Below are 13,579 nucleotides of genomic sequence, written 5' to 3'. Positions count from 1 at the left end.
GAATGGACTCTCGGAGTGGACTACAGTGTCTTGCGGTGAATTAACCAGAACCAGCACAGCGGAAGGGAGGCGCGAGTGAGACTGCCGTATATGAGCGCGTGGGGCGATCGTTTCCGCTCGGGCACTGATGTCAGTGACATGCCGGTGCATACGCTCACTGAGATCATCACTATTCCGCGCTCCACGCCGATCACGCCGTGGTCTTTGATCGCGCGGCGTTTCGCCTACGCGATGCTGCTCATGGTGTTGGTGGCAACGCTGGTTTACATTGACCGGGATGGGTACTCCGAGCCCTTAACGTACATTGACGCGTTGTATTACTCGGCGGTGTCGCTGTCTACCACGGGTTATGGTGACATCACGCCGGTGACGCAGGGGGCGCGTCTGGTCAATATTTTCCTGATCACCCCGGCGAGGGTGGCGTTTCTTATGCTTCTGGTCGGTACCACGTTGTCGGTGCTGACGGAGGATTCCCGCAAGACGCTTCAGATTCAACAGTGGAGGCAATCCGTGCGCAATCACACCATTGTCATTGGCTACGGCACGAAGGGCCGTTCCGCGATTGATGCGTTGCTGGCAGGTGGCGCGGCCCCGTCCAGCATTGTGGTGGTGGATACGGATGCGGTGAGTTTGTCGCAGGCGGAAAACCGCGGCCTGGTCACGGTGCATGGGGACGCGACGAAGTCGGGCGTGCTGCGGATTGCTGGTGTGAGCCGTGCGCGTTCCGTGGTGGTTGCGCCGAGTTCGGATGACACGGCGGTGTTGGTGACGTTGTCGGTGCGTGAGCTTGCGCCGAGCGCGATGATTGTGGCTAGTGCCCGTGAGAGTGAGAACCAGCATCTGCTGATGCAGTCGGGTGCGGATTCTGTGGTGGTTTCTGCGGAAACTACGGGGCGGTTGCTTGGGTTGGCTACGGTGACTCCGCCGGTGGTGGAGATGATGGAGGATCTGCTGAGCCCGGATGAGGGTTTTGCGGTGGCTGAGCGTCCGACGGCGGATGATGAGGTGGGTGCGAACCCGCGTCACTTGGCTGACATTGTGCTTGGCGTGGTGCGCTCGGGTGAGCTGTACCGTATTGACGCGCCTGAGGCGGAGGCGGTGGAGCCGGGCGATCGCATCCTGTATGTGCGCATGACCAAGCCTGTTGAGCAGGCTGATGACTAAGTACTTGTTGGTGGATGACAGCAGGGCTTTTCTGCTTGTCGACGCCCAAACGGCGCCCCTCCCCAGCGCCCCCACCACCGGTCCCACGATCCAGCTTTCCCAGGACATTGTTGCCACGCGTATTCATAGCACAAGCGTGAGCGAGCTGAAAGAGCTCGCCCAACACGCTGAACTCTCCGGTGATGCGCGCACGCACGCCGATGATCCGCTGATCGCTCGTGCGATTGCCCTGCTGAATGCCCAGGAGCGCATGCGTGTGCACCCCACGGACGGCACGCCGTTGACGTGGAACGCTCAAGGCACGCAGGCGCAAAGCGAAGCCGGCAACATAGTGTTTCCGCGTATTGACCCGAGCGTGATCGGCATTGTCACCAGCGCCGATGATCAGAAGATCCTGATGGTGGAAAACGCACGCCGCCCTGGCTACTTCACCAGTGTGGCGGGCTATGTGGATCCGGGTGAGACGATCGAGGCGGCCTGGGTGCGCGAGGTTCGTGAGGAGACCGGCTACACGGTAAACCAGGTGGCGTACGTTGGTTCCCAGCCGTGGCCGCTGTCAGGAGCGCTGATGTTGGGTTTTGTCAGCCGGGTTGATGAAACGGTAACACCAGGTGAAACGGACGGGGAGCTGCGCCGCATGGTGTGGGCGAGCCGGAACGAGGTGAGTGATTTGCCGATGCCTCCGCAGGGCAGCATTTCGCGCACGCTGATCACGCGCTGGGTGGATAAAGGTTTTGATGATGTTGTGTTTGGGGATGTTGGGGGAAGTGATTTCTAGTGGCTATTGATTTGAGCTTGTTGGATGAGGACCAGCGGGTGGCGGCAACCGCCCCACGCGGGCCGGTGTGCATCCTGGCGGGTGCGGGTACGGGTAAGACGCGCACGATTACGTATCGCATTGCCAATCTGATTGATCAGGGCATGGTCAGCCCGCAGCGGGTGCTGGCGGTGACGTTTACGCAGCGCGCGGCAGGTGAGATGCGTGACCGCCTTCGCCAGATGGGGATTGGCGGGGTGCAGGCGCGAACCTTTCACTCCGCGGCACTGCGGCAACTGGCGTATTTCTGGCCGCAGATTGCGGCCGATCTTCCGTGGAAAGTGCTGGATAACAAGTACCCGCTTGTGGCGCGCGCGGCGCGTGCCGTGGGCTTGGATACCGGCAAGGACATGGTGCGCGATCTGATGGGGGAGATCGAGTGGGCCAAGGCGAATGTGATTGGGCATGAGGATTATGTCCAGCGCATTGGCACGTTGGGCCGCACGGCGCCGACGGAGGCGCAGAAGGTGGCGGATGTGTATCGCCACTATGAGGAGCAGAAGACCAGCCCTGAGGGCATGCTGCTGGACTTTGATGACCTGCTGCTGCACGTCGCCGCAGCGCTAGAGAACGCGCCTGCGGTGGCAGAGCAGTTTCGCGCCCAGTACCAGTCTTTTGTGGTGGATGAGTATCAGGACGTGACTCCGTTGCAGCAGCGCGTGCTGGAGGGTTGGCTGGGCCAGCGCGATGATCTGACGGTGGTGGGCGATGCCAACCAGACCATCTACTCCTTTACGGGCGCGACCCCAGATTTTCTGTTGAATTTTTCGCGCACCTATGAGCACGCCACGGTGGTCAAACTCCAGCGTGATTACCGTTCCACCCCGCAGATCACGGATCTGGCGAACACGGTGATTGGCAAGGCCACAGGACGCGCAGCGGGTACTCGTCTTGAGCTGATTGGTATGCGCGAGCCTGGCCCTGAGCCGACGTATTCGGCGTTTGATGATGAGCCGACGGAGGCCCGCGAGGTAGCCGCCGCAATCCGCCGCCTGCTGGATGACGGTGTGCCGGCCCGCGAAATCGCGGTGCTGTATCGCATCAACTCCCAGTCCGCGGCCTTTGAAGCGGCACTGGCAGACGCGGGCATTTTGTACCAGGTCCGTGGTGGTGAAGGCTTCTTTAACCGCGGTGAGGTCCGCGAGGCCATCCACCAGTTGGCGCGCGCCGCAAACCGCAGCGACCTGCCTGATGACCCGGTGCAGGTGGCGCGTGCGGCGTTCGCCCCGCTTGGTCTGACCCCGAAGGAGCCGGAGGGTGCGCAGGCGCGTGAGCGTTGGCAAGCACTGCGTGCGCTGGTGGACCTGATCGAAGAGATTGTGAACTCTAAGGAGGCCGATGACCTGGCTGGTGTGCTGCGCTCTTTGCGCCAGCGCGCCGAGGCGAAGCAGCCACCGGCCGTGGATGGTGTGACCCTTGCCAGCCTGCACGCCGCGAAGGGCCTGGAGTGGGACGCGGTCTTCCTCGTCGGCCTGGTGGAAAACACCTTGCCTATCTCTCACGCGATTAAGGCGGGCGATGAGCAGATTGAAGAGGAACGCCGGCTGTTCTACGTGGGCATTACGCGTGCGCGTGAGCACCTGCACATGTCGTGGTCCCTCTCGCGTCAGGAGGGCGGAAGGAAGTCACGCACCCGCTCACGCTTCTTGGACGGTCTTGTGCCTGAGCTTGAGGTGGAGCGCTCCCCGCAGCGGCTGAAGCGCAACCGTCGTTGCCGGGTGTGCAACAACTTCTTGGACACCCCGGCGGATAAGGCGTTGGGGCGCCACGTGGACTGCGAACCTTCCTACAACGAAGACCTTTTCACCGCGCTGAAGAGCTGGCGTTTAGACGTCTCGCGTGAAGCCGGCCACCCGGCCTACATGGTGTTTTCAGACGCCACGTTGATTGCCATCGCAGAAGCCATGCCGCAGGACGTGTCCAGCCTGCTGGATGTGCCAGGTGTGGGCCCTGTCAAGGTGGAGGCGTACGGGCCTCAGGTGTTGGAGATCTTAAGCGACTACAGCTAAAAGCTTTTATGCTGGCGGCCATGACGCACGCACCGCCGCCAACGCCGCCGTCGCTGCCAGTGCCACTGCCGCGAACGCCGTTGAAGTTTTCGTCTGAAAGCGCAGAGGCCCTAGCGCCGAAGTCCATGAAGGAAAACGATCAGCAGCGCAATACGCATATGGATCGCAGCGGCATGCGCGAGGCCATCAACAGCTCCGGGCCACCCATTGGCCGATCGAGTTTCAGCATGATGATGGTAGGCGGCATCCTCACCGCCATGGGCGTGATGGCGTTGTTTTTCGCTGTGGTGCACACGCTGTTTATCACCATTTTGTTCCCCGGTGCGGAGGGCACCATCGACGGGATTCCCATTGCCAGCCTGATTAACGGCGCAGCTGCGGTGGTGTTCATCGTTGTCGGGATTTTGGTCCTGCGAGGAAACTTGGGGCGAACAACGCGGCTGCGTACCGCGTGGGAAAACGGGTGGGTTGAGTACCGGCCAGCGCTCATTGGGGAGCTGATGCACAAGCGCGTCGTGCGCTTCAGCGAGGGCTCGGATGATCACTACTACACAGCCCCGGTGCTCATCCTGCAGCCGGACGGCACGCTGACAGAGGCCGTGACTGAGGAGTTCCGTTTGCCGGATCCGAACTGGCTGCAGATCCGCGGTCGCAAGCTTGCGGGAGTTGGGTACCGGGCCATTGTTGATCTGAACCTCAACAACGGCTGGGGCGTGGTGGGCTACCGCGTGGACACCGGCATTCCAAAGCCAGAACTGGAAAACGGCCTGCGCAAAAAGAACATCGAGGCAGCGCTTGCCTTCGCGGAACAGAATTGGGTCAAACCCTAACCGCACACTTCACACCGCGGGTGCGGCAGCACCGTTTTGCGCTTCAAAAACGTTGTGGCAAAAGGGTCAACCACGTGCAGCTCACCAGCCACCGGCGCAGCCATGGAAACACCAGGGGGCTGCGCAACACCTGCCACGCGGCGGATATAGGCCGCAGCGGCCGCAGCGCCAGCGCTTAAGACAACATGGTCGGGGGAGTGTGGTCCGGTGGGGAAGTGCCGTAACGCAATGGCCCACCCGTCGTCCACATCCGAAAAGTGCCGGGCGGTACACACAAGACAGGCCGAGCCCTCGCCGTCAAACAAGGGGCCGACAAACACCTGCGAGTCCACCAGGTTCACCGGCACGGTGGCACCCACGCGGCGCTTGGTCATCCGCGCTACCGCCTCAGCTTCTGCCAGCTTGTCCACGGCAACCACCGGCACCCACGGATCCGCCCGCCCCACAAACCGCTGCTCGGTGGTGTTGCGCATCGGCGAGCGCACCTCAACACCACACCCGCGCAGCACCCGCGATAGCTGCTTCGCCAGCGGCGAGTTGCCCAGCAGGATCACCGGCACCGGATCTGCCGGTACCAAAATACGAAAGGACACCAGATCCGCCACCATGCTCTCCGCAGCATTCGCGCCCACATAGGCCGTAAACGCACGCGTCAGGTGGTGCAGTGGGGTGGGGGTGACCGCAGCGTCGATAAGCAAGGAAAGCTCCTTGGCAAAGGGTGTTTCAATCACACCCGTGCGCGTGGCGTCCAGCCCGAACTGGATGAGGTTTTGCGCACGTAGAAACACACTAACCCCCGGCGCAAGCCGCACATTTGAAAACCTGCCAACACGCTGGCTCGTTGACACCATGAAAGACACCCCCGATGTGTATTTCGCACCATCCTACAATGCGAAGTCATGGCAGACATCCCGTACACCGTGATTCGCTCCGCCAAACGCACCCGCACGGTGCAAGCCCGGATGGAAAACGGGGTGGCGGTCATCCGCATCCCGGCACGCATGAGCAAGGCGCAAGAGTCCGAGGTTGTTGCAGAGATGCTGGCAAAACTCCAGCGAAAATCCGCCCGCAACCCGCGCTCGGATGAGCAGCTGGCGCGCCGGGCGGAAGAGCTCAACCAGCAGGTCCTGGAGGGCCGCGCGCGGATCGGCTCCATTAGGTGGGTGGATAATCAGACCACGCGCTGGGGCTCCTGCACCGTGTCCACGGGGGATATCCGGTTGAGCAGTAGGCTAATCGACGCCCCAACGTACGTCATCGACGCCGTCATCATCCACGAACTCACGCACACTTTCATCAGCGGGCACACGAAAGAGTTCTGGGCGTGGGCGAATCGTGCGCCGCACGCCGAGCGTGCGAAAGGCTACTTGGAAGCGCTGCAGCGCTTCGTCTAGTCCTCTTCGCCCTTTTCCGGATCCTCCGGATCTTCGGAGCCCTGCTTGCGCAGTTCTTCTTCCATCTTGGCAAACTCGGCGTCGAAGTCGGTGTCCGGTTGATCGTCCAGAAGCATGTCAATGAACGCTGCTGGGTTGTCCAGATGCTCGGCGGTGGGCAGGAAGTCCGGGTGGTCCCACACAGCGTCACGGCGCTGAACACCAACCGCGTTTTCCGCACGACGCCACAGCTCAGCGGCCTCACGGACCTTCGGGGCAGCCAGCTCAATACCCACAACGTTGGCAAACGCCTGCTCCGCAGAACCGCCGGTTGCGCGGCGGCGCGCCCAGGCCTCTGCAAGCTGCGGGGCGGAAGGGATACGCCCCTCCAGCGCCTCGTTGACCACAACGTCTACCCAGCCCTCAACCAGTGCCAGCAGGGTCTCTAGGCGCGAGGTGGCCGCGGCGTTGCGTGAGCCCACACGAGGTGCCAGGTCTTCGCCCTCAAGGTTCTGCAGGGCTTCCTGGATAGACTGCGGGTCACCAGACTCCAGGTTCAACCCACGTGCGACCTCTTCAAGGTGGGAGGTGTCAATCTCCAGGCCTGCGGCGTACTCCTCAACGGCGGACACGATGCGCTCAACTAGCCACGGCACGTGCTTGAACAGGCGCTGGCGCGCTGCCTCACGTGCGGCGATGTAGACAATGACCTCCTGGCCAGGTACCTCAAGGCCCTTGGCAATCTCGCTCACGTTGCCCGGCAGGATCGCCGCGACGTTGCTTGGGGCCACCGGCAGGCCGAAGTCGGTGCCGGTGAGCGCCTGCTGCGCCAAGTCACCGAGAGCGTGGCCCAGCTTCATGCCCATCTGCATGGAGTTCATCTGGCGCATCATGGCAGACATCGGGCCCATCATCTCGCGGACTTCTTCCGGCATGGTTGCCAGCTGGGCGCGGTTCATGTGGTCGGCCACCGGGTTGACCAGGCGCTTCCACATCGGCATGGTCTCCGCAATCCAGGTTTGCGCGTTCCATGCCTGTGCCTGCGCGCCGGAGGCGGGAAGGGTGGTGGCCTCATCCAGCCAGAGATCTGCAAGCTTGACGGATTCCTCTACCGCCTTCGCATCACCCGCGGAAGCGTCCTTGGCACTGCCCAGGCGCTGGCGCGCCATGCGGCCTGCCAGCTCAAAGTTCACTGCGCCGGCATCGTTTTGGGCGTTCATGGAGCTGCCCATGCCGGAAAGCATCTGGCCGAACTGGTTCAAAATGTCGCCTAAACCGCCAGCGCCGCCGGCACCGCCGAAGCCTGCGCCGGGTTGGAAACTAAAGCCGAATGATGCGAACGGGTCGGAGTTGCCGCCGCCTGCGCCGCGGTCGTTGTCCCCGTTGCGGTTATCACCATTGTGGTCGTCACCGTTGTTGTCGTTGGGGAAGGAGAAACCAAATCCGTTACTCATACCCGCCCACACTACCGGCATGTGTCACACGTTGTTACGATGCAGGTCATAGGCAGAAAAATTTTCTCGCTTCGGCTTTGGTCTATGCTTATCGGCCGTGACAACTGTTGTACATCCCTCGCCGGAGCCTTCTCAGCAGCCGCCTGCGCGTAAGCCCGAATCGCCGGATCCGCGCAATACTCGCCGCGCCGCCATCGCATGGGGTGCGGTGCCGGTTGCGGTGCTGATGGGGTTATTAACGGTTGACCACATCCCGGGCACCGACATCTCTTTGACCGTGCCGTTTGCCGCCCAGGGCCCGGGCCCGATGTTTGACACGCTCGGGGAGGTTGCAGGAGAGCCTGTCGTGCGTATCGACGGTGCCGAGACCGACCCAACCTCCGGCATCTTAAACATGACCACGGTGTCTGTGCGTACGAACATGACGCTGCTGCAGACCCTGAACCGGTGGATTACTACGGATGACACGATTGTGCCCGTAGAGCAGGTCATGCCGCGTGATTTAAGCCCGGAGGAAGTCAAGGAGTACAACACTCGGGCGTTTGTGGCCTCTGAGGCCTCCGCCACGGTTGCGGCGATGAACTACTTGGGCAGGCCCACGCGCGTGGTTATCCATGAGGTGGTCGACGGTGCCGCAGCCCACGGCAAGTTGGAGGCCGAAGACACCATTACTGCCATCAACGGCCAGGCCGTAACCAAGCCGGGCGAGGTCCAGGAGCTGGTGCGTGCGCTCAAGCCTGGCGACGATGTTGCAGTCACCGTGATGCGCGGTGACGGAGCTGGCGCCGAAGAGCACACCGTAGATGTCACGCTGGGTGAAAACCCGCATGAAAAAGACGTGGCCATGCTGGGGATTTTGATGACCTCTGAGCCAGGCGACGGCGTGGAAGTGACCTACAATCTCAACGACGTTGGCGGCCCGAGCGCCGGCATGATCTTTGCGCTTGCCGTAATTGACAAGCTTTCCCCGGGTGAGCTCACACACGGCCGCACCGTGGCGGGCACTGGCACGATCAACGAGGAAGGCCAGGTCGGCCCGATCGGTGGCATTACGCACAAGCTCGCCGGTGCGCGCGATGGGGGAGTGGAGCTCTTCCTGGCTCCCGCGGGTAACTGCGCAGAAGCCAGCCGGGTCGATTCCGGCGAGATGGTGGTGGCCAAGGTGGCCACGCTTGATGATGCGGTGAAGGCGCTTGATGATTTCGCCGCTGGCCGCGACGTGCCTACCTGCGAGGCGAACTAGCCGCTAGTTCGAGGCCGTCTCCTCGGCCTCGGCTTCAGTCTCAGCCTCTGCTGACTTGGTTGCAGTGGTCGTGCCCGGCGTGGAGACTTCCCCGGTCTGCTGCGCAAGCCCAAGCTCGTAGATGAGGGTGCGGGGATCCACATCGTCGGTGGAGATCAGCTGCTGCATCACCTGGCCGGTGTTGTTGTCCACCACGGTGATAATCGCGGAGTTAGCCAGCACCGACCAGCCAACAATGCGGTCATTTTCGTCCTCCACCACACGTGAGGAGCGCAACTGCGTCAGCAGCTGGGTGGTGGAAGCAGCCTTCGACTCAGAGTCAAAGAACTGGAACTGGCCAATTTCACGGCCGCTGCAGTTATACGCACCGTCGAAGCCGCCTTCGGTGCACTCATCCAGCTGGGCGAAAAACGACGCCGGCGCCAGGGTTGCAAAATGCTTCGCAACCTCATCCAAGGTGGAGTTTTCTTCCTTCGCCGTCGAAGTAGTGCTGGTTGCAGTGCTCTTGCTTGTCGACGAAGACGCCGAAGCCGACGCTGTTGCCGAGGTTGTTGCGGACGACGTTGCAGATTCCGTTGCAGACGTTGTTGTCGGCGCCGTGGTCGTCGTAGATGCCGAAGATGAGGCGGCGCTCGTCGTCGAAGAAGCAGGCTCCGGGTCCTCGGCGTCGTTGCCACAGGCGCTCAGCGTCAATGCAACAGCAGCCGCGGTAGCGGGAATGGTCAGGTGTCGTTTCAGCACAGTTCTCATGTTACGGCTCATTTTATGCCAGCTCATCCGGGTCATGCGTCAGGCTATATTGCAGCGCGGCAATCACCGTCGGCGCCACATCCGGCCCCCCGCGCAGCTCAATCTTGTCTTGCGCGAACAATCCGCCCGCTTCCAACTCCTCCTCGGTGGGGCGAAGCTGGAGGAGCGTTTGCACGATATCGTTATCACGCAGAGCCCCCGAAAACAGCCGTGCCGGGCGCGGGGAGGGGTCCTCGGAGGAAGAATCGCGGAAGATGATCTCCTGGGCCAGGATCACACCTTCCACCTCATGCGGCCAGGCAACGCGCGCAACATAGTCGGCGAGTTCCTCAGAGCCTGGCTGGATGTGATCCGGCAGGGTCTGCACAACAAGCGTCAGCGGCGAGTTATCTGCCCGGTCGAGTTCCTCCAGCTGATCCACCAAAAGTTCACTAGGTACCAGGCCAAACAGGGTTGGCGGCGCGTCCCATCCTTCCGCGTGGACGAACTCGACGGCCTCCATCATCGCCTTATTCAGCGCCTGCTGTTGCATGCCTTGGGAACCCTTCTAACGTTTTTTGCGTTGGACTATTTAGGCTAGAAGCCTACTTAGAAGTTTGCAGCCGCGATAAAAGGAGAAGGATTGACTACCCGCGTCAACCCGCCAAGACCAAGCGCCAATAAGCCGAACCGGGGGTTATGGACCGCGGTAAGCGTCCTTGGCGTCATCCTCATTGTCCTACCAATGCTGGTAGGCCTGTACACCGACTTTTTATGGTTCGGTGAACTGGACTTCCGCTCCGTCTTTAACAAGATGGTCCTGGCCAGGGTGGTCCTCTTCGTAGTCTTCGCGGCCATCGGTGGGGCAATAGCCTTCTTCGCCGCGCGCATTGCGTGGAAGGGCCGGCCTGGTCTGGACAGTGACCCGTTTGCGCCGAACGCGAAGTACCGCGCACAGCTTGAGCAGGGTATCCGCTCCATCCTGGTGTGGGTGCCGCTGGTCGTCGCACTGTTTGCCGGTCTTGCTGGTCAGGGCCTGTGGCGCACGCTGCTTCTGGCCCTCAATGGTGAGAGCTTCGGGGTCAATGACGCACAGTTTGGGCGTGACCTTGGCTTCTACGCATTCCAGCTGCCGGCAATAACTGCGCTGGTGGACATCCTGTCCATGCTGCTTGTCGTGGCGTTTCTGATCGGTGCGGTAACCCACTACCTGTTGGGCGGTATCCGCATTGCCAGCAACCTGACCGGCGCTACCGGTGGTGTGTCCAAGGCGGCACGTGTGCAGCTGGCGGTTACCGCTGGCCTGTGGATGCTGCTGAAGGCGGCCAGCTACTGGCTGGAGCGCTACCAGCTGCTGTACGCACGCAACGACATTTTCACGGGTGCGTCCTACACCTCCGTCAACGCGATGCTGCCGGCAAAGATCATCCTGACGATCATTGCGGTGCTGGTTGCCGTGGCGTTCTTCGCCTCCGTTGTGTACAAGGACCTGCGCATCCCGGTGCTTGGCACGGTGCTGATGTTGGTCAGCTCCCTGGTTGTGGGCAACGTGTGGCCGGCACTGCTTGAGCAGTTCAGCGTAAAGCCGAACCGCCAGGCCAAGGAGTACGAGTACATCGGCCGCAATATTGAGGCCACCCGTTTCGCCTACGGGCTCACCGATGAGACGGTGACATACGAGGAGAACTGGGGCCAGTCCACCACCTCGAACGCTGAGGTGGCAAGTGATGCGGCGACAATTTCTAACATCCGCCTGCTTGACCCAGACATCATTTCGCCGACGTTTACCCAGAACCAGCAGCTGCGTAACTTCTACGGCTTCCCGGAGCAGCTGGCCATGGACCGCTATGAGATGGACGGCGAGATGCGCGACTTCGTGGTCGCTGCGCGCGAGCTCAACCCGAACTCGCTTTCTGAAAACCAGCGTGACTGGATTAACCGCCACACCGTGTACACCCACGGCAACGGCTTTATCGCCGCGCAGGCGAACACGGTTGATGAGGCAGCCCAAGATGCAGGTTCCACCCGTGGTGGTCTGCCCATCTTCACGGTGTCTGATCTGCAGACCAATGAGAAGGCTCGCGAAAACGACGAGGCTGAGGAGCTGGGTATTCGCGTAGATGAGCCGCGTATTTACTACGGTCCGGTGATCGCTTCTGCGCAGGACGGCCTGGATTACGCCATTGTGGGCGACAACGGCCAGGGCCCGGTGGAGTATGACACCGATACCACCACCTACACCTACACCGGTGAGGGTGGCGTGAATGTTGGTAACTGGATCAACCGTGTCGCGTATGCGGTGAAGTACCAGGAGCTGAACCTGCTGCTGTCTGACCGTGTTGGCGGCCAGTCCAAGATTCTGTACGACCGTGATCCGCGCCAGCGTGTGGAGAAGGTCGCACCGTGGCTGACCACGGATTCCAAGACGTACCCTGCGGTTATTGATGGCCGCGTGAAGTGGATCGTGGACGGCTACACCACGCTGAGCCGCCTGCCGTACTCCACGCGTCAATCGCTGACCGGTGCGACGGTGGATGCGCTGAACCCGGACGGCACCACGCAGCGTGTGATTAACAATGACTTGGGCTACATCCGCAACTCCGTCAAGGCGACGGTGGATGCCTACGACGGTACGGTTGAGCTCTACGCGTTCGACGAGTCTGATCCGGTGCTGCAGGCCTGGATGGGTGTCTTCCCGAACACGGTGAACCCGGCTAGCGAGATCACTGACACGCTGCGTGATCACCTGCGCTACCCAGAGGATCTGTTCAAGGTGCAGCGCCAGCTTTTGGCTCGCTACCACGTGGATGACCCGGGTGTGTTCTTTAACAACGACGCGTTCTGGTCCGTACCTAATGACCCGACCGCGCCGGAAGGCCGCGACCAGCTGGATCAGCCGCCGTACTACATCGTGGCATCTGACCCTGAGACAGGCGCGCCGTCCTTCCAGCTGATCACCCCGTACCGTGGCCTGAACCGTGAGTTCCTCTCGGCCCACATGTCGGTGTCTTCTGACCCGGAGAACTACGGCAAGATCACGGTCCGCGTCCTGCCAACGAATACGCAAACCCAGGGTCCGAAGCAGGCCCAGGATGCGCTGATGTCTTCTGACCAGGTGGCGCGTGACCGCACCCTGTGGGAGGGATCCAACGATCTGAAGAACGGCAACCTGCTCACCTTGCCGGTGGGTGGCGGCGAGATCCTCTACGTTGAGCCGATCTACTCCCAGCGCAAGGACCAAGAATCGGCCTTCCCGAAGCTGCTGCGCGTGCTGGTGTTCTACCGCGGCCAGGTTGGCTACGCGCCGACCATTTCCCAGGCGCTGAGCCAGGTTGGCATCAACCCGGCTGCCGCCCAGGAGATCGAGGTTGTGGATGAGAACGCTGAAGCCAACACGCCTTCCACCCCGGAGAATGAGAGCGAGGAGCGTCCGGCTGAGCAGGCAGCCGGCGGCGCTGAGAACGTCGATGAGGCCATGAACAACCTCAACAACGCACTGCGCCAGCTTGAGAGTGCCCGCGACGGTTCCTTCGAGGAGTACGGCCGCGCACTGGACCAGCTGGATCGCGCGGTGAAGGAGTACCAGGACCTGACTCGCTAAGGCGTCAAGGCTGACCCGCCTTATCGCGCCTTAGCCAGCGGATTTGGTGCCCCGCGGCGGTGGACGTATAGTAGTCCACGTTGCCGATTACGGCAGCAGGTGAAATGAATATCTCACCCGTCGCGGGGTGGAGCAGCTCGGTAGCTCGCTGGGCTCATAACCCAGAGGTCGTAGGTTCGAATCCTGCCCCCGCTACCAACTTCCAAGCCCCTACCAGGAGAAACACTGGTAGGGGCTTTAGTTATTTCTCTTAAGGCGCACGTCCTGGGACTCAAATCGGGACTTTAGCGATGGCATTTTGTCACTTAAGCCGGTTTGGAAGTGAGGGTTAAGCGACAAAATGTGTGCTTTTCTCGGCG

11 protein-coding genes and 1 tRNA gene are annotated in these 13,579 nt (G+C 61.5%); 8 read left to right on the top strand and 4 right to left on the bottom strand.

From position 1 onward, the window contains the following. Nucleotides 1-90: 90 nt before the first annotated feature. Genes HMPREF3104_RS00660 through HMPREF3104_RS00645 form a run of 4 tightly spaced genes read left to right on the top strand, consistent with a single transcriptional unit; the run spans nucleotide 91 to nucleotide 4,820 of the window. Nucleotides 91-1,164: a potassium channel family protein gene (locus tag HMPREF3104_RS00660; protein ID WP_052205212.1), complete on the top strand. Its 1,074-nt coding sequence runs from the start codon at nucleotides 91-93 to the stop codon at nucleotides 1,162-1,164. Beyond that, entirely contained in the window at nucleotides 1,157-1,942 is a 786-nt protein-coding gene (locus HMPREF3104_RS00655; RefSeq protein WP_070493253.1) for an NAD(+) diphosphatase, read from the top strand. The genes HMPREF3104_RS00660 and HMPREF3104_RS00655 overlap by 8 nt, the downstream gene beginning before the upstream one ends. Further along, on the top strand, nucleotides 1,942-3,990 hold the full coding sequence (locus HMPREF3104_RS00650; RefSeq protein ID WP_070493250.1) for an ATP-dependent DNA helicase UvrD2: 2,049 nt from the start codon (nucleotides 1,942-1,944) through the stop codon (nucleotides 3,988-3,990). The genes HMPREF3104_RS00655 and HMPREF3104_RS00650 overlap by 1 nt, the downstream gene beginning before the upstream one ends. A gap of 20 nt (nucleotides 3,991-4,010) precedes the next feature. Further along, on the top strand, nucleotides 4,011-4,820 hold the full coding sequence (locus tag HMPREF3104_RS00645) for a hypothetical protein (RefSeq protein ID WP_070493439.1): 810 nt from the start codon (nucleotides 4,011-4,013) through the stop codon (nucleotides 4,818-4,820). On the opposite strand, the gene HMPREF3104_RS00640 is transcribed toward HMPREF3104_RS00645, so the two are convergent. Further along, nucleotides 4,817-5,608 (bottom strand): hypothetical protein, encoded by a 792-nt coding sequence (locus tag HMPREF3104_RS00640; protein WP_070493247.1) that lies wholly within the window; start codon nucleotides 5,606-5,608, stop codon nucleotides 4,817-4,819. The two genes, HMPREF3104_RS00645 and HMPREF3104_RS00640, sit on opposite strands and share 4 nt — an antisense overlap. A gap of 111 nt (nucleotides 5,609-5,719) precedes the next feature. On the opposite strand from HMPREF3104_RS00640, the gene HMPREF3104_RS00635 reads away from it, so the two are divergent. Continuing rightward, nucleotides 5,720-6,214, top strand: coding sequence for a M48 metallopeptidase family protein (locus HMPREF3104_RS00635; RefSeq protein WP_052205208.1), 495 nt, complete (start codon nucleotides 5,720-5,722; stop codon nucleotides 6,212-6,214). On the opposite strand, the gene HMPREF3104_RS00630 is transcribed toward HMPREF3104_RS00635, so the two are convergent. Beyond that, a complete protein-coding gene (locus tag HMPREF3104_RS00630; protein WP_070493437.1) occupies nucleotides 6,211-7,647 on the bottom strand; it encodes a zinc-dependent metalloprotease in 1,437 nt (478 codons plus the stop codon). The two genes, HMPREF3104_RS00635 and HMPREF3104_RS00630, sit on opposite strands and share 4 nt — an antisense overlap. Nucleotides 7,648-7,873: 226 nt before the next feature. On the opposite strand from HMPREF3104_RS00630, the gene HMPREF3104_RS00625 reads away from it, so the two are divergent. Continuing rightward, nucleotides 7,874-8,890, top strand: a complete 1,017-nt coding sequence (locus HMPREF3104_RS00625) for a YlbL family protein (RefSeq protein ID WP_083278837.1) — start codon at nucleotides 7,874-7,876, stop codon at nucleotides 8,888-8,890. 3 nt (nucleotides 8,891-8,893) lie between these two features. Here HMPREF3104_RS00625 and HMPREF3104_RS00620 read toward each other — a convergent pair whose 3' ends face one another. Both HMPREF3104_RS00620 and HMPREF3104_RS00615 read right to left on the bottom strand, forming a co-directional pair. After that, complete coding sequence (locus HMPREF3104_RS00620) at nucleotides 8,894-9,640, bottom strand: hypothetical protein (protein WP_083278836.1); 747 nt, start codon at nucleotides 9,638-9,640, stop codon at nucleotides 8,894-8,896. A 13-nt stretch (nucleotides 9,641-9,653) separates the two neighbouring features. After that, nucleotides 9,654-10,172, bottom strand: coding sequence for a PPA1309 family protein (locus HMPREF3104_RS00615; RefSeq protein ID WP_070493238.1), 519 nt, complete (start codon nucleotides 10,170-10,172; stop codon nucleotides 9,654-9,656). Between the two features lie 90 nt (nucleotides 10,173-10,262). Between HMPREF3104_RS00615 and HMPREF3104_RS00610 the strand changes: the two genes are divergently transcribed. After that, nucleotides 10,263-13,220 carry a UPF0182 family protein gene (locus HMPREF3104_RS00610; protein WP_070493235.1) on the top strand — a complete coding sequence of 986 codons (2,958 nt, stop codon included), beginning with the start codon at nucleotides 10,263-10,265 and terminating at the stop codon, nucleotides 13,218-13,220. A 121-nt stretch (nucleotides 13,221-13,341) separates the two neighbouring features. Further along, nucleotides 13,342-13,418: transfer RNA gene (locus tag HMPREF3104_RS00605), tRNA-Met, on the top strand. The last annotated feature ends 161 nt before the right edge of the window (nucleotides 13,419-13,579 follow it).

Source organism: Corynebacterium sp. HMSC30G07 (assembly GCF_001806945.1).
In the GTDB taxonomy this organism is placed as follows: domain Bacteria; phylum Actinomycetota; class Actinomycetes; order Mycobacteriales; family Mycobacteriaceae; genus Corynebacterium; species Corynebacterium riegelii.
Note: the sequence above shows the minus strand (reverse complement) of the source record. Positions and strands in the feature narration are given on the sequence as shown.